The sequence below is a fragment of the Pseudoalteromonas sp. SIMBA_162 genome (genome assembly GCF_046535955.1).
Taxonomy (GTDB): domain Bacteria; phylum Pseudomonadota; class Gammaproteobacteria; order Enterobacterales; family Alteromonadaceae; genus Pseudoalteromonas; species Pseudoalteromonas marina.
Genome location: NZ_JAWJBQ010000021.1, coordinates 20426 through 42937, shown reverse-complemented (window position 1 = coordinate 42937; position 22512 = coordinate 20426). Strand labels below are relative to the sequence as shown.

General features: G+C 39.7%; 18 protein-coding genes. 8 read left to right on the top strand and 10 right to left on the bottom strand.

The features are described from left to right. Positions 1 to 5 precede the first annotated feature (5 nt). Positions 6 to 2423, bottom strand: coding sequence for a bifunctional aspartate kinase/homoserine dehydrogenase I (gene thrA, locus R0J88_RS15105; RefSeq protein ID WP_410900314.1), 2418 nt, complete (start codon positions 2421 to 2423; stop codon positions 6 to 8). A 228-nt stretch (positions 2424 to 2651) separates the two neighbouring features. Beyond that, positions 2652 to 3017, bottom strand: coding sequence for a response regulator (locus R0J88_RS15100; protein ID WP_006794277.1), 366 nt, complete (start codon positions 3015 to 3017; stop codon positions 2652 to 2654). Positions 3018 to 3403: 386 nt separating this feature from the next. Here R0J88_RS15100 and R0J88_RS15095 point away from each other — a divergent pair, with 386 nt between their 5' ends. Both R0J88_RS15095 and rdgC read left to right on the top strand, forming a co-directional pair. Beyond that, a complete protein-coding gene (locus R0J88_RS15095; protein ID WP_410900313.1) occupies positions 3404 to 5170 on the top strand; it encodes an ATP-binding protein in 1767 nt (588 codons plus the stop codon). Positions 5171 to 5254: 84 nt separating this feature from the next. Beyond that, positions 5255 to 6172, top strand: a complete 918-nt coding sequence (gene rdgC / locus R0J88_RS15090; protein ID WP_006794279.1) for a recombination-associated protein RdgC — start codon at positions 5255 to 5257, stop codon at positions 6170 to 6172. A 71-nt stretch (positions 6173 to 6243) separates the two neighbouring features. Here the strand turns inward: rdgC and R0J88_RS15085 are convergent, their stop codons facing one another. Then, entirely contained in the window at positions 6244 to 7083 is an 840-nt protein-coding gene (locus R0J88_RS15085; RefSeq protein WP_008126555.1) for an HDOD domain-containing protein, read from the bottom strand. A gap of 289 nt (positions 7084 to 7372) precedes the next feature. Here R0J88_RS15085 and R0J88_RS15080 point away from each other — a divergent pair, with 289 nt between their 5' ends. Then, the gene (locus R0J88_RS15080) at positions 7373 to 9061 is read left to right on the top strand and encodes a dipeptidyl-peptidase 3 family protein (RefSeq protein ID WP_410900312.1); all 1689 of its coding nucleotides are present in this window, start codon (positions 7373 to 7375) and stop codon (positions 9059 to 9061) included. A gap of 46 nt (positions 9062 to 9107) precedes the next feature. Here the strand turns inward: R0J88_RS15080 and R0J88_RS15075 are convergent, their stop codons facing one another. Continuing rightward, positions 9108 to 9635, bottom strand: coding sequence for a fused DSP-PTPase phosphatase/NAD kinase-like protein (locus R0J88_RS15075; RefSeq protein WP_410900311.1), 528 nt, complete (start codon positions 9633 to 9635; stop codon positions 9108 to 9110). A 32-nt stretch (positions 9636 to 9667) separates the two neighbouring features. After that, the gene (locus tag R0J88_RS15070) at positions 9668 to 10066 is read right to left on the bottom strand and encodes an HIT domain-containing protein (RefSeq protein WP_008126549.1); all 399 of its coding nucleotides are present in this window, start codon (positions 10064 to 10066) and stop codon (positions 9668 to 9670) included. A gap of 113 nt (positions 10067 to 10179) precedes the next feature. Between R0J88_RS15070 and R0J88_RS15065 the strand changes: the two genes are divergently transcribed. Both R0J88_RS15065 and R0J88_RS15060 read left to right on the top strand, forming a co-directional pair. Beyond that, a complete protein-coding gene (locus R0J88_RS15065; RefSeq protein ID WP_288337601.1) occupies positions 10180 to 12405 on the top strand; it encodes a S9 family peptidase in 2226 nt (741 codons plus the stop codon). Between the two features lie 201 nt (positions 12406 to 12606). Further along, a complete protein-coding gene (locus tag R0J88_RS15060) occupies positions 12607 to 14244 on the top strand; it encodes a methyl-accepting chemotaxis protein (RefSeq protein ID WP_006794285.1) in 1638 nt (545 codons plus the stop codon). Between the two features lie 52 nt (positions 14245 to 14296). Here the strand turns inward: R0J88_RS15060 and R0J88_RS15055 are convergent, their stop codons facing one another. The 3 genes from R0J88_RS15055 to R0J88_RS15045 all read right to left on the bottom strand — a co-directional run bounded on the left by R0J88_RS15055 (position 14297) and on the right by R0J88_RS15045 (position 17251). Then, positions 14297 to 15832 carry a M17 family metallopeptidase gene (locus R0J88_RS15055; protein WP_410900310.1) on the bottom strand — a complete coding sequence of 512 codons (1536 nt, stop codon included), beginning with the start codon at positions 15830 to 15832 and terminating at the stop codon, positions 14297 to 14299. Between the two features lie 116 nt (positions 15833 to 15948). Continuing rightward, on the bottom strand, positions 15949 to 17001 hold the full coding sequence (gene dinB / locus R0J88_RS15050) for a DNA polymerase IV (protein WP_410900309.1): 1053 nt from the start codon (positions 16999 to 17001) through the stop codon (positions 15949 to 15951). Positions 17002 to 17074: 73 nt separating this feature from the next. After that, positions 17075 to 17251: a hypothetical protein gene (locus R0J88_RS15045; protein ID WP_006793665.1), complete on the bottom strand. Its 177-nt coding sequence runs from the start codon at positions 17249 to 17251 to the stop codon at positions 17075 to 17077. Between the two features lie 144 nt (positions 17252 to 17395). Between R0J88_RS15045 and R0J88_RS15040 the strand changes: the two genes are divergently transcribed. The 3 genes from R0J88_RS15040 to R0J88_RS15030 all read left to right on the top strand — a co-directional run bounded on the left by R0J88_RS15040 (position 17396) and on the right by R0J88_RS15030 (position 19947). After that, positions 17396 to 17830, top strand: coding sequence for an acyl-CoA thioesterase (locus R0J88_RS15040; protein ID WP_410900308.1), 435 nt, complete (start codon positions 17396 to 17398; stop codon positions 17828 to 17830). Between the two features lie 9 nt (positions 17831 to 17839). Further along, entirely contained in the window at positions 17840 to 18892 is a 1053-nt protein-coding gene (locus tag R0J88_RS15035) for an aldo/keto reductase (RefSeq protein WP_410900307.1), read from the top strand. 131 nt (positions 18893 to 19023) lie between these two features. Continuing rightward, complete coding sequence (locus R0J88_RS15030; RefSeq protein ID WP_008126520.1) at positions 19024 to 19947, top strand: hypothetical protein; 924 nt, start codon at positions 19024 to 19026, stop codon at positions 19945 to 19947. Here R0J88_RS15030 and R0J88_RS15025 read toward each other — a convergent pair. Further along, on the bottom strand, positions 19904 to 20518 hold the full coding sequence (locus R0J88_RS15025; protein WP_410900306.1) for a fumarylacetoacetate hydrolase family protein: 615 nt from the start codon (positions 20516 to 20518) through the stop codon (positions 19904 to 19906). The genes R0J88_RS15030 and R0J88_RS15025 overlap by 44 nt on opposite strands. Positions 20519 to 20537: 19 nt before the next feature. Further along, entirely contained in the window at positions 20538 to 22502 is a 1965-nt protein-coding gene (locus R0J88_RS15020) for a response regulator (protein ID WP_058430250.1), read from the bottom strand. Between the last annotated feature and the right edge of the window lie 10 nt (positions 22503 to 22512).

The following is a 22512-nucleotide window of genomic DNA, read 5'->3' as shown; positions in this document are numbered from 1 at the left end:
GACTCCTAGCGCGATAATGTTTTTAAAACGTCTGCAAATACACCTGCAGCAGTTACTTCAGAGCCAGCGCCGTAACCACGAATTACAAAAGGACGTGGTTGGTAGTATTGACTTAAAATTGCAAGCGCATTTTCACCATCGCGAATAACATTAAGCGCATGTGATGAATCAACCGCCTCAATACCTACTTTACAGTGGCCTTCTTTAATTGTGCCCACGTAACGAAGAACTTTTCCTTCACTTGCCGCTTGCTCAATACGTGCGTTAAAGTCAGTGTCTAAGCTAGGTAGTTTTGCCATAAACTCATCAATACTGTCTCCTTCGGCAAACCCTTGTGGTAATACCGACTCTACTTCAATGTCGGTTAGCTCTAATTTCATACCGGCTTCACGTGCAATAATTAACAACTTACGCGCAACATCAGTTCCCGATAAATCATCACGAGGATCTGGCTCTGTAAAACCACTTTCTTTTGCTTTAATGGTTGCCTCTGACAGTGATAAACCATCTTGCAAAGCACCGAACATGTATGACAATGAGCCCGATAAAATACCGCTAAATTCTAATAATTCATCTCCTGCACCAAATAAAGACTGCAAATTATCGATAACAGGAAGGCCTGCACCTACGTTTGTCTCGTATAAAAACTTGCGGTTATTTTTTTGTGTAGCAGCAATTAAATCTTGATAATACGTATATGAGCTAGTTGTTGCCTTTTTATTGGCTGCAACAACATGAAAACCCGCATTTAAAAAGTCAACATATTGCGCTGCAAGTGCATCAGACGATGTACAATCCACCAGCACAGGATTAACTAAATGGTTTTGCTTAACAAATTGCTCAACGAGTTTTAGGTCAAATGACTGCTCTGATACTGCTAATTTTTGCTGCCAATCACTAAAGGCGATACCCTCGCTATCAAGATGCAACTGACGAGAGTTAGCAACGCCGTACAAATTAAGTTTAATGTTACGCTTTTCAAGCCATGCTTGTTGGCGCTCTAATTGAGATATCAGTTCTTGCCCTACTAAGCCACACCCTAGTAAAAACACATCAATTGAAGGTACATGCGTGAAAAAGTTCTCATGGCATATTTTCACTGCGTCGTTACATAACTCACCGTCAATCACAGCTGAAATAGCACTTTCAGTAGAATCCTGTGCAATTGCCACAATGTTTACTTGTGCTTGAGAAAGGGATGCAAAAAACTTAGCGGCTAAACCACGATGTGCGCGCATGTTATCACCCACAAGCGTTACTATGGCTAAATTACGCTGTACTTGAACAGGCTCAATTAAACCTGCTTGAGACTCAAGCTCAAACGCTGTTTGTAAAGCCGTTAAAGCAAGGGCTAAGTCGCTCTCATGTACACAAAAGCTAATGCTAAATTCACACGACGATTGCGTGATCAACACAATAGATACGTTATCGTGGGCAAGCGCATTAAAAACTTTAGAGGCCATGCCTACTTTGCCTTTCATTCCTGGACCCGAGACAGTCAGCATAGCTAAGTCTTGCAGGCTTGAAATTGCTTTTACAGGCTCGTCTGATGAATAGTCATTTCCGATTAGCGACCCTTGGGCATCAGGGTTATGCGTATTTTTTATTTCACACGGCACGCCCGCTTTGGCACAAGGCAAAATAGTTTTTGGGTGAAGTACTTTAGCACCAAAGTAAGAAAGTTCCATTGCCTCTTTGTATGACAAAAAGTCAACTTTAGTGGCTTTTTTAATATAACGAGGATCTGCGCTGTAAACACCATCAACATCAGTCCAAATTTGGCAAACATCTGCCTCTAAACACGCCGCTGCAATAGCCGCTGAGTAATCAGAACCATTGCGCCCCAGTGTTGTAAGCTCGCCTTTATCGTTGCTTGCTGTAAAACCGGGCATAATATAAATCGTGGCTGGCTTTTCTTTTAATGCCGCTTGAAAATGCGCTTTACTTGCAACTAAATCAACTTCAGCATCAATAAAACCACCTGTTGATGCAACGCAACTTGTCGCCTCTAAATAAACCGCCTTATGTGAGTTTAATAAGCGCTGCATAAGCGACACACTCACTCGTTCGCCAAAGCTTATAACAAACGCACGCACTTGATCGGGGCAGCACTTAATTAAAGATACACCATCAAGCTTATTTTTTAGTTCTTCAAAATTTGGCCAGTGGTCAATTGGGCCATACCCTTTTTCTACGGCTGCTTTTAGCTCGTTACAACGACTCGTTAAAGCCTCCCATAAAGAGCTAAAGTCTTGGCCTTGTTCTGCCGAACTCGCTAGAGCAACTAGTGAGTCGGTCATTCCACCGGGCGCCGATAATACCAAAAGCATTTCATCTTTTAATTGTGCTTTAACTAATTGAGCTACCTGCTCAAGGCAGGCAAAGTCGGCAAGTGATGATCCACCAAATTTTAAAACGCGCATTGTTTATGTTCCTCATCCCATAAAACGAAAAAAGGCCTGTGTTCTAAGTGAACACAGGCCTTTAAATTTGTTGCACCGACCTATGCCACTATCCAGAAAGAATGGTGGTTGTAATAATAATGGTCAGTACGCGATTAATTGTTTTCATGGGGTAAGACTGCCTTAACAAAGGCTATGCTGTCAAGTGCAAATTAAAAGATAAAACAGCCTTTTTCGATATAAAAAAACCTAGTGAATGCCAAATTTATGCAAAATATTGTCCATTCTTGTTTTATCTATTGGTTTATTAATAAAATCGATAGCACCTAACTGAGCTACACGTAATTTCATTTTCTCTTGTATATCAGCAGAAATAACAAGTACAAAACACTCAATCTTGTTTGTTTTTATGTATTCAAGAACGCCAACGCCGTCAATCTCAGGCATAGTTAAATCCAAACATAACAAATCAAAGCGGTTAGTTTTTAGTAATTCAATAGCTTGTGCGCCATTTGTAGCTTGCTGAATATCTGCATCTATACACTGTTGCAAACATCTGATTACTTGTTTTCGTGCAACTGTTGAGTCATCACACACTAAAATAGAAAAATTCATATTATAAAACTACTAAATAAGCATAATTAATGTCGTTAAGGGCGGCTGTCGTTGGTAAGCTCATACCCCAGTGCAATAGTACCTATATTTACAACATAATACCTGGGCTTTTTGTCCACATTTTGTAACAATCTATTATTGAATAAACTTAACAAGCCAAAAGGGATAGTTTATTATTACTTGAAAGTATAAAAAACAAACAAAAACTAGTTAATCAATAATATACAAACACTCTTAAGCAGTTAGTATGTGGCAAACAAAAGCAAAAATCAGCCCTTATTTATCATAAAATAAATCATTTATTATTTGTTTTTAAGCATTTATTGACTAAATTTTAAATAGTAGTGTAAATACTTAATTATATCTCAAGGAATTGTTGACCTCTCATGCTACAGAAAAGCCTTTCTAAAAGATTATTGACCAGTGTGTTATCGGTCTATTTTTTGCTTACCTTTGTAGTGACATGCGGACAGGTGCTCGCTGAGTATTTAAACACTAAAGATTACATAAAAGATGAATTAGCAACCTTACAAAAAACCTTCAGCCGTAGCTTAACACGAGCTATTTGGGAGCTTAATACAAAACAAACAATCACCACCGCAGAAGGGCTACTCGCTATCCCCATGATAGAAGGGATCATAGTACGTGATGACAGTGGTGAAGTTATTTCGCAGCTTGGTCGCTCTTTAGATATTCATAAACTCTATAGCCAGCAACTTGTCCAAGAAGAAGCCATGCTAGAAGACTCTAAATCAGGCTTGTTTGGGTATACATTCCCACTCATATTCGAATTTTCAGGACGAGCCACACAAGTCGGTGATGTTACGTTATTTTCAAGCCGAGAAGTTGTATTAAGCAGAATAATGGTATCAATCTACTTTTTGATTGGTAATGCTATGATTAAGACTACATTCTTAATTATTTTATTTTTAATGGCCTTTAGAAAGCTACTTACCGACCCGCTTTATCAGCTCACCGAACAAATTGAAAACCTGCAACTCGATGAGCTAGAAGGGCAGCACATCGAAATTGAAACTGAAGAACACAATGAGCTTAAGGTAATGGAACACTCTTTTAATAACTTAATCGATAAGGTGGTTCAGTACAGAAAAGAGCTTGAACGAACTCAAAATAAATTAATTATTAGCAACGAGAAGTTAGACCAACATAACATACAATTAGAACAGGATGTTGCTCGTAAAACGTCTAACTTAAGTCAAGCAATGATGGAATTACAACAGCAAAAATATGAATTAGAAAAACAAAAAATAGTATTAACAGATGAGGTAGACCTTCGCCGCAGTACCGAAAAAGAACTGATCACCAAACAAGCAGAATCTCAACGCTATATTGATGAATTAAAACTGGCTCAAGAGCGACTCGTTGGTACAGAAAAGATGGCGGCATTAGGCGGCCTCGTTGCAGGTATTACACACGACATAAACACGCCTATTGGCATCGGTGTAACTGCAGTATCATTTTTAGAGGAGCGTTTAAATAAGTTAGAAAGTGCCTATGCTGAAAAAACACTTTCGCCCAAGGCGTTGGAAGACTTTATTAACGAAGCCAAACAAAGCACAAGCTTGCTCACAACAAATTTAGATAGAGCCTCTGACCTTATTGCAAGTTTTAAGCAAATTGCTGTAGACCAAGCCAGTGAAGCTGTGCGTACCATAAACTTTAAAGATTATGTAAATGAAATAATACGATCGCTTCACCCTAAATTGAAAAAAACATCGCACACTATTAATCTACAATGCCCTGATGACCTAGTATTAAATTTGCCAGCCGGCGCCATAAGCCAAATATTTACTAATCTCATCGTTAATTCGCTTATTCATGGTTTTGAAGGTAAAGACAATGGTGTTATGGACATTAACATCACAAGTGACGAAACCAACCTAACCATTAACTACAAAGACAACGGCAACGGAGTCACCGCTGAGCAGCTTGAAAAATTATTCAATCCGTTTTTCACCACCAAGCGAGATGAAGGTGGTAGTGGTTTGGGCACTCACATAATGTTTAATTTAGTTAAACAGACATTAAGCGGCTCAATTGAAGCGACAAGCGAGCCAGGCCAAGGATTGCACTATTTTATACAATTTCCTAAAAATATGGCTAAGCCTCTGTCTATATTCAATCAAAGCTAATTTAAATAGTCGTTAATCAGTCATTTCGAGGAGCGACTTTTATTGCTATGATTGAGCAAATTTTTCAGATGGATTATCTCCCCTATGTGGTTTAGTAACCTTATTTGTTACCGCTTTAAACAAGATGTTTCGTACACACAAGAAGACTTTGATAAAGCATTAGAACAAGATCTATTTCGTCCTTGCACAGGTCAAGAGCTCTCTACGTTTGGCTGGACGAAAGCATTTGGAAAGCATAGCGAAGCACTTTCTCACTTCTCTCAAAAAAGTATTTTAGTGTGCGCTAAACGCGAAGAAAAAGTATTACCCGCATCAGTCATCAACGAATTAGTTGCCGAAAAAGTTGATCAAATTGAAGCTGAAGAAAACCGCCCCGTTAAAAAGAAAGAAAAAGACGAACTTAAAGAAAATATTCTTCACACCCTACTTCCGCAAGCATTTAAAAAGTCGAGCTTACAATTTGCATTTATTGACCAGGAAAACGGTTGGGTTGTGGTTAATAGTGCAAGCTTTAATAAAGCTGAAGAGCTGTTAGCACTGTTACGTAAATCGTTAGGTACGCTTCCAGTTGTGCCTGCATTTGCAAATTATGACCTTGATGTATTTTTAACCGATTGGCTAACTAACTTCAGCACACCTGAAGGCTTTGCAATTGGTTCTGACGCTGAGCTTGAAGAAGCTGATGACAGTGGCGCGCAAGTTAAATTAAAAGGCCATGACTTGTCATGTGATGAAGTTAAATCACATCTTGAAAGTGGTAAACGCGTTACTAAGCTTGCACTTGATTGGCAAGAACGTGTTAAATTCATGCTTCAAAATGATGGGTCAATTAAACGTCTAAGTTATTCAGATACACTGAAAGAAGAAAACGCTGACATACCTAAAGAAGATATGGCAGTAAAACTTGATGCTGACTTCATTTTAGCATCAGAAGAAATTAAACAATTGCTAGAAGAGCTAACTCAAGGTCTAGGTGATGCAGATGATTTAGCCAATCCATAACCGAAAGTTTAATAGCAATAAAAAAGCACGATTAAATCGTGCTTTTTTATTGCGCTAAATTTAAGGCTTAATTAGCTAAACATGTCTTTTACATCTACAAGCATCTCGTTGTATTCATCGCTTGAGAACAACTGCATAGATGAAATAACACCTTTATCTATATACGTTTGTAAAGCAGCTGATTTATCAGATACCTGTAAAGTCCCCTCTAAAATAGCCCCAATTCGAATAAAATCTACATAACTTATTTGTTCTGGTTTATAGCTTGGATCTGCCCAACTTAGTGCTACATCGGAGAACTCTGCAGGAAATTCCCACGCATCCATGATTGATGAGCCAATTTTACCACTTAGTTTTTGAATGGCATGTGCCAAGAAGCTAGGATTTGCAAACACTTCAGGGTGACGCTCAGCCTCAGTTAAGATAGGCAGCACACCAATATTATAAACTAAGGCAGCTAAGGTAATTGAGTCGCGATTTAACGAGGTACGTTTATTATTTTGTAAGTAAAACTCCATTAGCGTAATGGAATGACTCGCCACCGTTAATGTTTTTTGCCACGCCTTACCCATATAGCCTTTAATAAGGTCGTTGTTAGAAACAAATAGTTGTTCCATTGCCATCGCTGTCGCTATATTTTTAATTTGGCGTAATCCAATACGGGTGACTGCTTGATGTAAGGTAGATACCTTAACCGCACGTCCCATGATTGCACTATTAGCCACTTTAATCATACGAGCAGATAACGAAGGGTCTTGTGAAATAACTTCCGACATTTGCATCAAATTAACTTCAGGATCGTCTGCAGCTTGGCGGACTTTAATCGCAACCTCAGGGAGTGTAGGTAATACAAGTGTATCGTTATTTATTCTATCAACTAATATTGTTAATAATGCATTCTCTGTAGACATAAAGCAGTCATCCTTTTTAGTTGTAATATTACTACACGCTACAACAGTTAATTTTTATAATAATAAACTTACAATCAGTATTGCCTAACTTACCGTTAAAGTTAAGAAAATTTTATAACTTTATTTCTGCCCCTCATTTTCAACGACACTATTGCCCATACACCGCCTAATACTTGCTATTTACTGTTTAGGTTTGCTTTAATGCTGGCACAATATAGTAGCGTGCCGTCAACGAGCCTCCCAACAAGCATCTACTTATCATTAAATTAACTTTTAAATAGGCAAAATAATGATCTTAAATAAAATTAGCCAAGCCATTTTACTCTCTGGTGTTGTTTTTCTGAGTGCGTGTTCAGATAAACCTTCGTCACCAGCCGAGACCACATCGCAAACACCCGTAAAAGTAATGGGGCCTGAGCTTATTAATGTTGATGAACAACGCTTAAATATATATACCGACTTTAGCTTACAAAGCGATTTATCACACTTAAGTGACAATCAAAAAGCAATGATTGCCATCCTTATAGATGCGTCAAAAATAATGGATGCCTTATTTTGGAAACAAGCATTTGGTGAAGATAAAGAGACATTTTTAGCAAAGCTAACCGATCAACAAATTCGCAAATTTGCTGACATAAACTACGGCCCGTGGGATCGTTTAAATGGCGATGAAACGTTCCTTTCAGGTTATAAAGAAAAGTCATTAGGTGCGCAGTTTTACCCAGCGGATATAACTAAAGAAGAGCTTAACAACGCAGACGTTGAAGACAAAACAGGCTTATACTCAATTATCAAACGCGACGAACAAGGCAAGCTTTACAGCGTGCCTTACTCAAAAGAGTACGCAACAGAACTTGCAAAGGCAGCCGACCTTCTTCGCCAAGCCAGCAAACTTGCCGACAATAAAGAATTTGCAAATTACTTAAATCTTCGTGCGGACGCGCTGCAAAAAGATGACTTTCAGGTTTCTGATTTTGCGTGGATGGACATGAAAAACAACCCCATTGATGTTGTTATTGGACCAATTGAAACTTACGAAGATCAACTATTTGGCTACCGTACTGCCTATGAATCTTATGTATTAATCAAAGATTTAAAGTGGAGCGAACGTCTTGCCAAGTTTGCAGCCTTTTTGCCTGAACTTCAAAAAGATTTACCTGTTGATGACAAATACAAACACGAAGTACCTGGTTCAGATGCTGACTTAAATGCCTACGACGTTGTTTATTATGCAGGTCATTCAAATGCAGGCAGTAAAACCATTGCAATCAACTTACCTAACGATGAACAGGTACAGTTAGAAAAAGGCACGCGCCGCCTACAACTTAAAAATGCTATGCGCGCTAAATTTGATAAAATTTTAGTGCCTATTTCAGAGCAGTTAATCGTGCCTGAACAACGAAAGCACATTACCTTTGATGCTTTTTTTGCAAACACCATGTTCCATGAAGTAGCGCATGGTTTAGGTATTAAAAATACCATTACGGGTAAAGGAACGGTTCGCCAATCATTACAAGAGCACGCAAGCGCACTTGAAGAAGGTAAAGCCGACATTTTAGGTTTATACATGGTTGAGCAATTATTAAATAAAGGCGAAATCAGCGAAGGAACCATTGAAGATTACTACATTACTTTTATGGCCGGTATTTTCCGCTCAGTACGCTTTGGCGCGTCAAGTGCACACGGTAAAGCAAATATGATTCGCTTTAACTTTTTTGCACAAGAAGGCGCATTTTCTAAAAATGAAGAAGGCTTTTACCGCGTTAATATGGAAAAAATGAGTATTGCTATGGCGAAGCTTTCTCGTCTAATTTTAACTTTGCAAGGTGACGGCGATTACCAAAAAGTCGACCAGCTGATTGCAACCCATGGTGATATTAAAGAGTCTCTCACCAAAGATTTAGAAAAACTAAGCCAAGCAAACATCCCTGTAGATGTGACCTTTAAACAAGGTAAAGACGTACTTGGTCTTAACTAATTAAAACTAAAAAGGCGTTACAGTTAACCTTGTAACGCCTTTATTTTTATTTGCTTATAACATCACGCACTTTAGATTCAAGGCTTTTCATCCCCCAACGTCTTCCTTTTTCGAGTGCTTCGTCAACGCTTAATCCGTCTTCATGGGCTGATATAGCGATTAAAGCACCGACCCGATTACTACTTGCACAATGAACCAAAACTGGCTCACCGTTTAGCTTTTTAAGTAAACTGGCTAGGTTGCGGGCATTTTCTACTGTAATATCTTGCGCGCCAGAAATAGGTAATGCGTGATAATCCATGCCAAGCGCCTGCACAAACTCGCCTTCATCCCAATCTTGTTCATTTGCTCCACGTAAATTTATAACGTGCTTCACATCTGCTTTAGACAATTGCTTTAATTGCTCTTTACTAGGCTGCGCAGCCGAATACACAAGGTTGCTATGAGCAGCAAAGTTCTTAATATCTGCCTTTTTTACAACCTCAGTATTATTTAGCGGCTCAGTAGCTGTAACATAACCGCCCGATAGCGCAATAATAAATAAGCTAGTACTCAGGGTTTTAAGTAATTTCATATTAATCCTCACTTGTGTAAATGTTTTCGCTTTTAAAAACGTGCTTTTATTTTTTCTATTTGTTCTTCAGTGTAAGGGACTGCCGCAAACTTACCCCATATTGGCGCAGGCCACGCTTTATCAGTTTTAAATCGTGCAATATGATGAATGTGTAATTGCGGCACCATATTCCCTAAAGCTGCGACGTTTAATTTATCTGGGTTAAAAACCTCAATAAGTAACTTACTTAGTTTTGCAGACTCTTTTAAATACACCACTTGATCGTCTTCAGATAAGTCGATTATTTCTTTTAAACCAGCTTGCCTAGGCACTAATACAAACCACGGGTACAGGCTATCGTTTAATAAAAGCACCTTGCACAGTGGCCAATCGGCTAACTCTATACAATCTCGTTTAAGTTCAACGGCCAGTTCAAAGTCGCTATCTGTCATTGTGTTTTACCTTGTTAATCTTTAATAATTGCTACTTTATAGCATTTAGTTGCAGTTGCACACGCTTGGCTTTACCATTCAAAATAATATTTATACTGAGCTAAGGTAACCTTGTGCTAAAAAAAATAAAACACCTCTCACTTGCTGTACCACTAATTGTGGGCGCTATCAGTGTTCAAGCAAAACCTTTATCGCTAGAACGCATTTTTGATGATCCAAGCCTATCAGGTAAATCTCCCGTTCAACTTAAATTCTCACCTGATGGAAGCCGTGTAACTTACCTACAGGGTAAAACTGACGACTACAACCGCTACGATTTGTGGGAATACAACTTAGAAGATAACACTAATCGTGTATTGGTCGATTCAGCCGAATTATTTTCTGGCCCTGAAAACCTATCAGACGAAGAAAAAGCACGCCGCGAACGCCAACGTATTTTTGGCAAAGGTATTCTAGAATACACATGGTCAACCGATGGCAAAGCACTTTTATTTCCGCTAAATGGCGATCTGTATTACTACGACTTAGCCTCAGCTAAAAGTAAAAAGCTAACCAACACAGATGCATTTGAAACCGATGCACGCTTTTCGCCAAAAGGAAACTATGTATCGTTTATACGCGAACAAAACCTATACGCATTAGCACTTAATTCAGGTAAAGAAATTCAATTAAGCCAAGACGGTGGCGGCGTTATTAAAAATGGCATGGCCGAATTTGTAGCACAAGAAGAAATGAGCCGCATGACTGGCTACTGGTGGTCGGGCGATGAAACTAAAATTGCTTATACACGTGTTGATGAGTCACCTGTTAAAGAAGCTATTCGCAACGAAATATACGCTGACGAAGTAAAGCTCTTTAATCAACGTTATCCATTTACCGGTACCGACAACGTTAAAATTCAACTCGGTGTGGTTAAATTAAACAATCAACATGTTGATTGGATTGATTTAGGTAAAGACGAAGATATTTACATTGCTCGCGCTAAATGGTTAAAAGACAGCAAAACACTTTCTTACCAATGGCAAAATCGTTCGCAACAAACACTCGAACTTCGCTTTTATGACTCTGAGTCTAAAAAGCAAAAAGTAGCCCTAACAGAAAACAGCGATACATGGATCAACCTACATTTTGACCTCGTTTTTTTAAAAGACAAAAAACACTTTGTGTGGGCCTCTGAGCGTGATGGGTTTAAGCACCTTTATCTTTACCGCACAAATGGACAGCTAGTTCGTCAAATTACTTCGGGTGACTGGGCTGTTGATAGCCTAAAAGGCATTGATGAAAAAAAAGGCATTGTGTACTTTGCTGGCAGAAAAGACACACCACTTGAAAGCCACTTATACAGCGCACCTTTATTTAAAAAAGGTGACTCTAAACGAATCACTGAACAAGGCCAGTACCACAACGTAGTGCTAGCAAAAGATAATAAAACCTTTATTGACACAAGTTCTTCTGTTAATAAGCCTAAGTCGGCAGCACTGCGTAAAGTTAACGGCGAATTTATTACTTGGCTTGAAGAAAACAAGCTAGATAACAGCCACCCACTTACACCTTATTTGAGCAATTTAGCAACACCTGAGTATGGCACGTTAAAAGCCGACGATGGACAAATAATGCATTACCGCTTATTCAAACCAACTAATATGAGTGCAGGTAAAAAGCACCCAGTCATTGTTAACGTATACGGCGGCCCGCATGCTCAACGCGTTACAAACAGCTGGCGCAGTAAAAATTTATACTTTCAATATATGGCGCAGCAAGGTTATGTAATTTTTCAACTTGATAACCGTGGTTCGTACAACCGTGGTAAAAAGTTTGAAGACGCTATATACAAAAACCTAGGTGACGTTGAAGTAAGCGACCAAATTAAAGGCGTTGAATTTTTACGTACACTTGACTACGTAGATGCTAAACGCATTGGTATTTACGGCCATAGCTACGGTGGCTATATGGCGCTTATGACCATGTTTAAAGCTGGTGACTACTTTACTGCCGGTGTATCAGGTGCTCCGGTAACTGATTGGGCATTATACGACACTCATTACACAGAGCGTTATTTAGGTCACCCTGATACAAATGCAAAAGGTTATGAAGCTAGCGCAGTATTTCCATATACCGATGGTCTTAAGGGACCACTAATGATTTATCACGGTATGGCAGACGACAATGTATTGTTTACTCATGCAACAAAACTATTTAAACAACTACAAGACAGTGAAAAACAGTTTGAAATGATGACCTACCCAGGTTCAAAACATAGCTTGCGCGGTAAGCAAGTTCAAACTCATTTACACCAAACTATTACAAATTTCTTTAACCGTCATTTTGATGTTAAATAACAAACAGTAACTAACTTATCAAGGCTGATTTTATAATCAGCCTTTTTTATTTAAAAAGAGTCTTAAACTCAGCCTTAGTTAAATGCCTCAAATACAGCTTTAAATTTAACCTCGAAATATAAACTAGCCCTAGATTAAACGCATATTTTTACTAAACTTATTTGGTGCACTTTTTTGTGCAAATAATTAAAGGATACGCACATGCTTAATCTTCGACGTTTTAGTATTTTTCAGCGTTTTGCTATGTTGGTTGGCATTGTTATTTTTGGCTTGATTGTATTGAGTGTTTCTAGCTTAAACAACCAATATAAAGCCCTTAAATACGAACAATACCTAAAAACACAAAATGTAGTGGAAACTGCTTATAGTATTATTGAACACTTTCACACACTTGAACAAAACAACACACTCACACAGCAGCAGGCACAAACGCAAGCAATGAATGCAATTCGTGCTTTACGCTATGACAAAACTAATTATTTTTGGATAAACAACTACCAACCAGAAATGGTAATGCACCCAATAAAACCCGCCCTTGAAGGTAAAGATTTAACTAACAATAAAGATCCAGACGGTAAAGCGTTGTTTGTTGAAATGGTTAATATTACTAAAAAAGATGGCGAAGGCTTTATTCCTTACAAGTGGCCAAAACCCGGTGAAGAACAACCCGTTGATAAAGTTGCCTTTGTAAAAGGGTTTAACCAATGGCAGTGGATAATTGGCTCAGGTGTATATTTAGATACCATAGATGCTGCTTTTTCGTCTCAACGTAACCTTATTATTTTAAACGCCGTAGTAATGATCATAGCTGTTATTGTGTTTAGTTACTTTATAGGACGCAGTGTATTACTACCCACGCGACTTGCCGCCAACATGATGAAAGATATTTCGCAGGGTGAAGGCGACTTAACCCGCACTTTAAATGAAGAAGGTAACGATGAAATTTCGAAGCTATCGCATTCATTTAATTTATTTGTTTCAAAAATGCGTGAATCGTTGGTACATGTATCACAAAGCGCAAACGATGTTAACGAACATGCCCATACCGTTGATGACTCAACAAAAACTAGCCAATCATTCATAGAGCTACAAAACGACAGCTCGACACAAGTTGCAGCGGCAATGGAGCAAATGACCCATCAAATACATGATGTGAGCAGCAACGCAGAAGCCGCAGAGCAAGCCGCTAATGATGCGGCACATAACGCATCAACGGGTAAACACGTAGTCGCAGAAACAATAACCGCCATAGAAACACTCTCGGCAAACATCGAGACAGTAAGTCGTGTAACAGAAGACTTAGCAAATGAAAGTCAGAACATAGGCTCTGTACTGGATGTAATTAGAAGTATTTCTGAACAAACAAACCTACTCGCGCTTAATGCTGCGATTGAAGCCGCACGTGCTGGTGAGCATGGTCGGGGCTTTGCAGTCGTTGCCGATGAAGTACGTACGCTTGCCAGTAGAACAGGACAAAGCACTGACGAAATTCAATCAATGATCAGTAAACTACAAGAAGGCACCCGAGCGGCTGTAGACGCAGTTAAAGCCAGCCAAACGCTTTCTGTATCAACCGTTGAACAGGCATCCTCTGCAAATAACTCACTCAATGAAATTGAACGACTCGTATCTGTTATCACTGAAATGAACAGCCAAATTGCACGTGCAACAGAGCAGCAAACTCAAGCTGCAGATGAGGTGAACCTGCGCATTAACGATTTATCTCAATCAACTGAGCAATCGTTAGATAATACCAAGCAACTCAATAGCGCCAGTGATAAGCTCAAACAAAGTAGTACGGAGCTTTCATCTATTGTTAATCGATTCAAATTAAATTGAGTATAAAAAAAGCCCTGTTAAACAGGGCTTTTTCATTTAAGTAGTTAACTGTTTATAAGCAGTAACAGGCAAATAAACTAGCAACAGATGCGGCTGTCGGTTTGCCATGTTGCCAATCACCACCTTCAACACCACTACCGGCAATATCCATATGCACGTATGGCAACGGCTGTGTAGAGTCTGTTCCGTGCTTGTCTAACCCGCCAACAACAGCTAAAAACGCCATCGGGAATTGGTGACCACGTGCCGTTACTGCAGAAGCTGCGTTATTACTTGAAAGCACATCATCCGCCAGCGTACGTGGCTTTATAAAGTCGTAATCTTCACGGCGCGATCGTGATACTTCTGCACCATCAGCCCATAAATCGCCACAATCAGCAATTTGGCGCGAAACTTTAGCAAGCCTTGCTGGGCCATTTTCTACATAGGCACCATAAGGACCCATTGCTCGTGCGGCATGACCTGTAAGCGTTGCAACGGTAAATAATGTAGGGTTAACCTCTGTTTTAGCTAAATCTTTCATTTCGCTTAGTAGATCACCCATTGCCAAGCGCCCTTCAGCATCCGTGTTACCAATACGTACGCGTACACCTTCGCGGCTTGTAATTATCTCATCAGGTACAAAACAGTCAGACCCAATTGAATTACGCACAACCGCTAGGTAAGCAATAACCTTCACACCTTCTGGTTGGTAGTCAGCCACGGCTTTCATAAACCCTGCAACCGAGGCAGCACCGCCTTTGTCACGGCTCATACCCGCCATATAACCACCCACTTTTAGATCTGCACCGCCGGTATCGTAAACTAGGCCTTTACCAACAAACATAAGAGTGCGGGTAACTTCGCCCTCAGGCACATACTCAAGCTTAACAACTCGTGGATGATGACGCTCAACCGCATAAGATGCACGCGCAACCGTACTTAACATGGGGTAATGTTTATCAATAGCCGTAATATCACCTATTACATCAACGGCTATATTTGTGCCTTTAAATAAATCAACACAATAATCAGCAAAGCGAGGTGGCGCCATGCGCTCAGGCTCGGTACCACATAAATCACGAGCAGCATACTGGCCAGCCGCAATAGCATTAACAGCTTTAACTGTTTGTGAACTCGCATTAATTAACCCAATAGTGGCTATCGGCTCAATCTTTTCGCCGTGGTACTCACGCGCTTCTAAAGGCTGCCAAAGTGCTTGGCACATACCTAAAAATGAAACTTCTAATGCATGCTGATAACGGCTATCGCCTGACAAACTTGGTAAAAACAAGGCTGGATTAACACTACCTGATAACTTGGCTTCATTGATTGCCAGTTTAGCGGCATCAAAGTAACGACGAACATCGTCGTAATCTCTATTTAGCGGCCCCGTTGGCGCTAAAATTACACGCTTATTTTCAATAACAAGTAAGGTTACCTGCTTGCCAATGCGCGCATCAATTTTTGACTGAGCTAAAACGTCATCGCGAAGAGAATTATTAGGTAATTTAGAAAAGTCATCACTTATGATGATCAGTGCGTCATGTGATGCACATTCAAGACTAGCGCTTGTTAATTGAGCTAACACAGCTTTAGGGTATGCCATAAATACAGATCCTGTTAAAAACATAGACCTTTATTATCGTCGATTTGTATATTGAAGACCAGTAAGATGCGATAAGCGTTTAATTTATCTAAAACGCTTTGTAAAAGCGTCACGCATCAATCCAAAATACTCAATTGTAAATTATGCTCAGGCTGGCTTTTAATACCAACGCCAATACCTAATAACCTAACAGGTTGCTGCAAACCACGTTGATACGCTTTAGTGAGTAACTGAACAAAAATTTCGGTATTTAATTGATGATAAGCCTGATCGGCTGAGGTCACCACAAAATTAGCAAACTTCACTTTCACACTTAATTTATTTATACGACTTTGTAATTGTTGCTTATCAAGCCTACGAGTTAATTCATCTATTAAGCTAGGGATCTGATCCAAGCATTCTTGCAGACTGGTTTTATTGTATTCGTAGGTATGCTCAACACTTAAAGACTTACGTATTCGCTCGGTTGAAACGCTACCAATGTATTCTCCCGCACATTTTTGATAAAGCGACACACCAAAATTACCAACGTGTTGCTGCATCCAGTTCACCCCTTTTTCACGCACATCTTTCCCTGTATAAAGCCCTTTAAGATTTAATCTCTCTAATGTGACTTTACCCACACCGGGAATTTTTCCTAGCGGCAGCTGTTCTAAAAATGGGTCAACCTCATTAGGCAGTACAACAAATTGGCCATTTGGCTTATTTTCGTCACTGGCTATTTTGGCAATAAATTTAACTGGGGCCACACCTGCAGAAGCGGTTAGCCCTGTTGCGTTGTATATATCAGCTCTTATTTGCTGAGCAATGAGTGTAGCACTGCCTTTACATGCTTGGCTGTCAGTAACATCAAGGTAGGCTTCGTCAAGAGAAAGTGGCTCTACAAGGTGGGTGTAACGACTAAACACTTCGCGTATTTGGCTCGATATTTCTTTATAAACAGCCATACGCCCGGGCACAATAACCAAATCGGGACATAGTTGCTTAGCATGGTAATTAGACATCGCAGAGCGCACGCCGAACTCTCTGGCTATATAGTTAGCGGTAGATAACACGCCGCGCCGACTGTTGCCGCCAATAGCAAGCGGTACATTTGCGAGCTTTGGGTTGTCTCGCATTTCTACCGCCGCATAAAAGCAGTCCATATCTATGTGTATAAACTTTTTCATCACCACAATAAAGACTGTTTATTTATACAGTCATTATTATGTAATCCCTATTTATAATCAAGCTCAGTGGCAATTAAAAAAGACGTTTAGTGCTTTCTTGCTCTTTCATACTTCGTAGCCAAAGCAAAACCTCAAAAAAGAACCCCGCCAAAATAAGAATAATAGCACCAGAGGCGTTACCCATTGCATAACAGGTAAACGACGCTATAAAAACTAAACTAGCTAATAACCAATTAATTATATTTTGCATGTGTGTGCTCCTGTGTGTGTTTTTTAACTGTATACCAAAATCAATTGGTTACAAAGTTTTTAAAACCACCTAATTATAAATCCCCTTGAGCTCACTAGTTCATATTGATAATCTAAGTGCTTTAAAGTTAAGAGCTATAAGTACATGCAAAGGTTCAAAGATAATCACCCTATTCATACCGACATCACTGTAGCATGGGCCGACATGGATGCCCTTCAGCACGTTAACAACGTGGTATACCTGCGTTATTTTGAAATAGCCCGAATAGACTTTTTAAATAAACTAAACTTATTCGACACCATTAAACCCGGTGGAGTTGGCCCTGTTATAAGTGAAAATACTATTCGCTATAAGCGCCCCGTTACCTTTCCCGACACTCTAACTGTTGGGGTCACTATTTCAGATATTAAAACCGACCGGTTTGTAATGAATTACACTGTATTTAGTCACGCACAAAGTGCGATAACCACCACGGGCACATCAAAAGTAGTGATGTTTGATTTTAAAACGGGTGCAAAAGCCCCCATTATAGAACCACTTTTATCAGCCTTACTAAAATACGCACAAGACGAGTCATAAGGAATTTCTATGCAATACAGCCCACTTGGTAGCAGCGGGGTTAACGTTTCAAGAGTCTGTCTAGGCAGTATGACTTGGGGCGTTCAAAACACTCAACGCGACGCAGACGATCAAATAGCTTATGCATTAGAGCGTGGCGTAAATTTTATTGATACAGCTGAAATGTATGCCGTACCTCCCTCGCCTGAAACCTACGGTAAAACAGAGCAAATTATTGGCGACTGGCTTTCTCGTAATCAACAAAAACGAAGCGACATAGTACTGGCAACAAAAGTAGCGGGTAATGGCCTATCGTGGGTACGAGAGGGTGGCGATATAACCCGCCAAGCAGTTATAGAGGCGGTTGATAATTCCCTTAAGCGCTTGCAAACCGATTATATTGATTTGTACCAATTACATTGGCCTAATCGTTCAACACCGCACTTTGCAAGGCAGTGGCCAGGAATACTTAAATTTAGTGATGTAAATACGCAAGCTCACCAAGCTGGCATGCTTGATATTTTAGAAGGCCTTAACGACTGTGTTAAAGCGGGCAAAATTAAACATTGCGGACTCTCTGATGATACACCTTGGGGGATTAGCCAGTTTGTGAGTTTGGCAAAAGAGCACAACTTGCCACGCATGGTGTCTATTCAAAATGAATTTAGCTTAGCTCATGCTAAAGATTGGCCTTATTTGATTGAGCAATGTGTACATGAAGATATTGCTTACCTGCCTTGGTCGCCTTTAGCAGCCGGTTTGCTAACAGGTAAATACCTAGAGGGTGCTCGTCCAAAAGGCTCGCGGTGGAGCTTCGCACAACGTAATGGTATTTTTAGAGATACCCCTAATGCCCAACAAGCAACCAAGCTATATGCAGAGCTTGCACATGCAAATAATATGACGCCAGCACAACTTGCTCTTGCGTGGTGTAATCAGGTAGATGGAGTAACGTCTTCTATAATTGGCGCCACAACTATGGCACAGTTAAAAGAAGACATAGACGCGTTTAATATCACTTTAAACGACGAAACCTTAACGAGCATAGCGACTATTTTCAAAAACTATCCTATGCCTTACTAGCTTTAGTTTTTTAAAAGTATAAAAGCAGGTAAATCACTACCTGCTTTTTTTAACTAATAAAAAAATGATTGTTTATTATTGTTAATTACTATCTATACTAAAAGTATTACTTTTTAAAGAAAGTTTATGCAATGGTAAAACGCGTATTAATAATTAGTTTGTTATTTTCATCGTTCACGGCACTCGGTAATACTAAGCAAGCTGAGCCCATTAAAGAAATAATTTGGCTACAAAGTTACACACCTCCTTTTCACATAACTAAAAGCGATAAAGCGCCACAAGGTGGGCTTTGTGACAACTTAACAGAGCAACTAATTAACACAATTACTGATGTAAAGCATACACGGCTTGTTGTGCCACAGCAGCGTATAAATAAATATTTAAATGAAGGTAAAAATGTATGCTTTCCATGTGTTATTTATAAAAAACAAAATAATCACATACTCAAACTATCAAACCCAACCACTGTCTACCCGCCATTCTCCGTATTAACAACCACAGAATTAGCCCCTAAATTAACAAAAAAACACGGCTTACCAATTAATTTAATTAATTTATTAGCCGATCAAAACTACATTTACGGCCAAGCCGCGGCACGCAAATTTTCAAATAGAATAAACACAATTATTAGCAATACAAAACTTAATAATAGCTCGTCATTTAGCTGGAGTAGCGAAAACGAAAGCCAAGCCGTGATTGCGCGCTTAAGCCGTGGCTTTTTAGACTACTCTATTGATTACCCATTTATGGCTGACTACTTTAATAAACAAGGAAGGTTTAATAACATAACCAGTATCCCTTTGGCTGAAGAGGAAGATGGCTTTATACGAGGTGCAGTGGGCTGTGCTGTAAAAGCAAAAAATAACTTTGCAACTCAAGCAATAAAAAGGATTAACAATGCATTAAAAACAACCATTTTACAGTCACCTGAGTACATAAAAAGTCAGCATGCTTTTTTAAACCCTAGTTTTGCTGACTTCAACAAACACTATCAACAGCAGGTTATTAACTTTAAGCTACCTGCCACTGATGCTCAATCAAACACTGTTCATTAGCGTACAGAGCAACAGAAAAAGTACTGTTTTCAGCCACTTCACCAACACCTGAAGGCGTACCAGTCATGACTACGTCACCATCGTCTAAGTGCATAAACTCGCTGATTTCTTGTAAAATAGCATCGGGTTTACTTAGCATGAAGTGAGTATCGCCTTGCTGAATAACGGCGCCGTTAATTTTTAATTCAAATTTAAAGTCATGTACGCTGCCACTTAATGCAACAAACTCACTAAAAACAACTGAGCCATCAAACGCCTTTGCGCGCTCCCATGGTAATCCTTTATTTTTTAGTTTACTTTGTACGGTGCGTTTTGTTAAATCAAGCCCAAGACCAACACCTACAAATTTTCTGTTTTTTACTACAAAGCATAACTCTGTCTCGTAGTGCAAAACATCGCCATTATGCTGAGCTCTTAGAGTGTGTGTAATTGCGCTGTTAGGTTTATTAAATAACACCATTTCATCGGGAGTTTCGTTATTTAACTCTGCAATGTGGGCCGTATAATTCCTGCCAACGCAGACGACTTTTGAAGGCGTTAATCTTTCAGAGTCTAGTCTTATAAACTGCATATAATTTAAACCTCACGCTTTAACTTATAAGTGTTTCTAATAAGCCTAAATTAATAGGTTTTAATAAAACACGATCAATATTTAAATCTTTTATCTCTTTTGGATCTGGTTCCGCACCACTTACAATAACTAATCGCAGCTCAGGGTATCGTTCATTAACCTGCTCACCTAAGTCAATTCCGCTACCATCTGGTAAATGCATATCTAACAATACTTTATCAAATTGCTGATCGTGGTTAAGTATTTGCAAACACTGCGCACAGCTTGACGCTATAACCGTCTCTACTCCTAAGCTTTCTAAAAGCAACTGGGTTATTTGTGCAGCATCGTCATCATCTTCTACCAATAAAAAGCGCTGCCTTTTTTCACTTAGCGCTTTGACTTGAATATCTTTTGCCTGAGGCGCATTTTCAGGCGAAACTAAGTAATCCTGAAGGCATTGATATAGTGCACTGCTGTCAACTGGTTTTGGTATTACGTCATTAAAACCAAGTGCTGCAAGCTCTTCATGTATGCCTTTCATTGTGGCAGCTGTAAGCGCAATTATTGGTCCTTTGTAGCCCATTTTTCTAAGCTCAATGGTTGCTTCTTTACCACCCATTATTGGCATATGAATATCAATAAAAATAATATCGTATGGCGCTTTATAGGCGTCGGCTATACGCACTTTTTCAAGTGCTTGCTGGCCATGCTCTGCGTAGTCTACTCGCGCACCGCAGCTACTGATCATATGCCCGACCAGCATTCGTAAATCGCGCAAATCATCAACAACCAGTACTCGCCCGTGTACTTTACTGGGTGTTAATTTACTTTGTAACTGTGGGGCACTGCTAAAGTTGAGCACTTGTCGCTCAACATCACTTATGTCACCTGGGTATACCGAAATAGTAAAGGTCGACCCTTTGCCTATTTCTGAATGCAAACTTATATTGCCCTGCATACGAGACAATAGCTCGGCACATATTGCCAAGCCCAAACCTGCACCGCCAACTGAACGCGACTCTACATCGGCTATTTGTTCAAATGGTTTAAAAATAAGCTGTTGCTTTTCAGGGGCAATCCCCATTCCTGAATCTTTAATGCTAAAAAAGAGCATCTCTGTGCCGTCAACATGCTGCGTCCAAGCCTTAACAACTATCTCGCCTTTATCTGTAAACTTAACGGCGTTATTAATTAAATTTATTAGTATTTGACGAACACGCGTCGCATCAAGGCGGGCAACTAGCGGGAGCGCTTGGTCTGATTCAAACTTAAGTGCTAACCCTTTATCAAGCACCGATACACGCATTAGCGTGTATACATCTGCAAGCATGCTATCGAGGTTTACTTCACTGGGTGTGAGCTCTAGTTTGTCTGCGGCTATTTTCGATAAGTCTAATACGTCATTAAGCAGGCTAAGTAAGTGTTTACCATTTCGGTAAATAACCCCTAGCTCGTTTTCGGCTTGTTGACTAAAGTCGCTTTGCATTAACAATTCTGTGTAACCTAAAATTGATGAAAGCGGTGTACGTAACTCGTGGCTTAAATGTGCTAAAAAACGGTCTTTTGAGCGGTTTTCAGCTTCCGCTTTTAAGCGCTCTACGCGCTCCCCCTCTACATCTTTTCGGGCAAGGGCATAACGAATTGCACGGGCAAAACGGCTTGAGCTCATTTCTCCTTTAATCAAGTAATCAACAGCTCCAGCGTCAAGCGCCGCAGAATCTAGTTCATCATCCGATTGCCCAGTAAGCATAATAATAGGCCCGCTAAAGCCATTAGCTATCGCTTCTTTTAAAACATCGAGCCCATTAGATGCCCCGAGGCGGTAATCAAGCAAACAAATATCGTGCTCGTTTTTACTTAGCGTTTCTATTGCTTGCTCTGGAGAGCTTACCCATTGAACGTTAAACGTATGTGAGTCTAATTGCTCCAAATAGTCGCAGGTGAGTATGTAATCATCTTCATCGTCTTCTACAAGTAGCAACTGAGTCACTTTATCTAACATACAATCTCCA

Bases quoted from the DNA above. Each gene is read 5' to 3' on its own strand.
- R0J88_RS15020 (WP_058430250.1), bottom strand. From the start codon at position 22,502: ATGTTAGATAAAGTGACTCAGTTGCTACTTGTAGAAGACGATGAAGAT.
- R0J88_RS15075 (WP_410900311.1), bottom strand. From the start codon at position 9,635: ATGAAATTACTTAAAACCCTGAGTACTAGCTTATTTATTATTGCGCTA.
- dinB (WP_410900309.1), bottom strand. From the start codon at position 17,001: ATGAAAAAGTTTATACACATAGATATGGACTGCTTTTATGCGGCGGTA.
- R0J88_RS15100 (WP_006794277.1), bottom strand. From the start codon at position 3,017: ATGAATTTTTCTATTTTAGTGTGTGATGACTCAACAGTTGCACGAAAA.
- R0J88_RS15030 (WP_008126520.1), top strand. From the start codon at position 19,024: ATGGTAAAACGCGTATTAATAATTAGTTTGTTATTTTCATCGTTCACG.
- R0J88_RS15045 (WP_006793665.1), bottom strand. From the start codon at position 17,251: ATGCAAAATATAATTAATTGGTTATTAGCTAGTTTAGTTTTTATAGCG.
- thrA (WP_410900314.1), bottom strand. From the start codon at position 2,423: ATGCGCGTTTTAAAATTTGGTGGATCATCACTTGCCGACTTTGCCTGC.
- R0J88_RS15095 (WP_410900313.1), top strand. From the start codon at position 3,404: ATGCTACAGAAAAGCCTTTCTAAAAGATTATTGACCAGTGTGTTATCG.
- R0J88_RS15080 (WP_410900312.1), top strand. From the start codon at position 7,373: ATGATCTTAAATAAAATTAGCCAAGCCATTTTACTCTCTGGTGTTGTT.
- R0J88_RS15035 (WP_410900307.1), top strand. From the start codon at position 17,840: ATGCAATACAGCCCACTTGGTAGCAGCGGGGTTAACGTTTCAAGAGTC.
- R0J88_RS15070 (WP_008126549.1), bottom strand. From the start codon at position 10,066: ATGACAGATAGCGACTTTGAACTGGCCGTTGAACTTAAACGAGATTGT.
- rdgC (WP_006794279.1), top strand. From the start codon at position 5,255: ATGTGGTTTAGTAACCTTATTTGTTACCGCTTTAAACAAGATGTTTCG.
- R0J88_RS15055 (WP_410900310.1), bottom strand. From the start codon at position 15,832: ATGGCATACCCTAAAGCTGTGTTAGCTCAATTAACAAGCGCTAGTCTT.
- R0J88_RS15025 (WP_410900306.1), bottom strand. From the start codon at position 20,518: ATGCAGTTTATAAGACTAGACTCTGAAAGATTAACGCCTTCAAAAGTC.
- R0J88_RS15085 (WP_008126555.1), bottom strand. From the start codon at position 7,083: ATGTCTACAGAGAATGCATTATTAACAATATTAGTTGATAGAATAAAT.
- R0J88_RS15040 (WP_410900308.1), top strand. From the start codon at position 17,396: ATGCAAAGGTTCAAAGATAATCACCCTATTCATACCGACATCACTGTA.
- R0J88_RS15060 (WP_006794285.1), top strand. From the start codon at position 12,607: ATGCTTAATCTTCGACGTTTTAGTATTTTTCAGCGTTTTGCTATGTTG.